Consider the following 1,264-nt stretch of genomic DNA (forward strand, 5'->3'; position numbering starts at 1 on the left):
CGCTTGATAGGCGAACTTCCGGGCAAGTCTGTCCGGGGAATAGCACAGAACCACATCGATCTGCACCGCCGCGACCAGGTCGCGCAGCCGTTCCAGCGCCGGGCGTGTCAGCGTCGCACCCGAATGGCCGTCGTCCTCGAAAACCCACTCGGCCGGCAGTACCGCCCCCATCTGCCGGGCGTGTTCACGCAGCGCCGCCGTCTGCGAGGCGATCGTCTCGTTCTTCTTCTGCCGGTCCGACGACACCCGGGCATAAACCGCCACGTTCATCGTGATCGTCTCCTGTCTGCTGGTCCGTCTGGATTTTCAGCCGCCGCGGTGGGACCAGGACTCCGTACGCGATCGACAGATCCCGGGCCGCGTGGCGGTCGAACGCATACTCAAGGGCGATCGCCCGCTCATTCATCCGTCGGACTTCCTGCCTCGGCTGAGACGAGATAGTCCGACAAAGCACCGGTCACGAGCGACGAAATCGTCGTTCCGCAGGCCCGGGCTTCCTCGCGTGTTCGCTCGGCCAGCGCAGCGGGAAGCTTGACCGTGAATACCACCGTCGGCTCAGGCACGACCACCCGTCCATCCACCGCCGAATCGGCGTAACGCCGGGCCTGCCGCGGCGAAACCCCAAACCGCGCGGACAGCAGAAGGGCGGCGTCCTCGATCGGAACGCCGCCCTCCAGCAGCTGCGCCGCAGCGTTCACCCGCTCGGCGTACTCACCCGCACCCACCCGACGACGATCACCCATGGACAGATCAGTACTACCGCCTGTGTCGTGACGTCACCTCGACACGCCGAGGCAGTTCCAGCCGCCGGTAGCTCAGCGTGACCTCGAACTCGAAGTTGCCAAGTGCGTTGGGGGCGTAATTACCCCGCCTTGTGGAGCTCCTTTCTCGGTCGGGGTGTACCGGCCCTTGTCGACCACACCTGCCTTCAGCCAGGCCCGGACCTGTTCCCGTGCGGGGAAGCCGTCGAGCTTTTCGAGTAGGTGGTTGTGGTCGAGTCGGTCGAATGCGGCTTCCAGGTCCGCGTCGAGGACCCAGCCGCGGGTGTTTCTCCCGCGTGCAACTTTCCAGATCATTTCGATCGCGTCGTGGCAGCCGCGGCCCGGCCGGAAGCCGTACTGTCTGGCGTCCAGCCGAGCTTCCCACTCGGGTTCCAACGCGTTACGCACCCGCTGCTGCTGGGCGCGGTCAGCGATGACAGGAATCCCGATTGGGCGTTGTTTTCCGCCTCTTTTCGGTATGTACACCCGCCGTACCGGCAGCG

At 65.5% G+C, this 1,264-nt stretch carries 2 protein-coding genes and 1 pseudogene; all 3 read right to left on the reverse strand.

Annotated features, from left to right (window positions below):
- Positions 1-270, reverse strand: a 270-nt coding sequence (locus AB1460_RS37565) for a recombinase family protein (RefSeq protein WP_368967331.1), incomplete at its 3' end; no start/stop codon positions are given.
- A 128-nt stretch (positions 271-398) separates the two neighbouring features.
- Positions 399-743, reverse strand: a complete 345-nt coding sequence (locus AB1460_RS37570) for a hypothetical protein (protein WP_368967333.1) — start codon at positions 741-743, stop codon at positions 399-401.
- A 111-nt stretch (positions 744-854) separates the two neighbouring features.
- Positions 855-1,262, reverse strand: a pseudogene (locus AB1460_RS37575) (reverse transcriptase domain-containing protein); the annotation flags it as partial.
- Positions 1,263-1,264 lie beyond the last annotated feature (2 nt).

The sequence above is a fragment of the Parafrankia sp. FMc2 genome (assembly GCF_041008525.1).
In the GTDB taxonomy this organism is placed as follows: Bacteria; Actinomycetota; Actinomycetes; order Frankiales; family Frankiaceae; genus Parafrankia.

Bases quoted from the DNA above. Each gene is read 5' to 3' on its own strand.
- AB1460_RS37570 (WP_368967333.1), bottom strand. From the start codon at position 743: ATGGGTGATCGTCGTCGGGTGGGTGCGGGTGAGTACGCCGAGCGGGTG.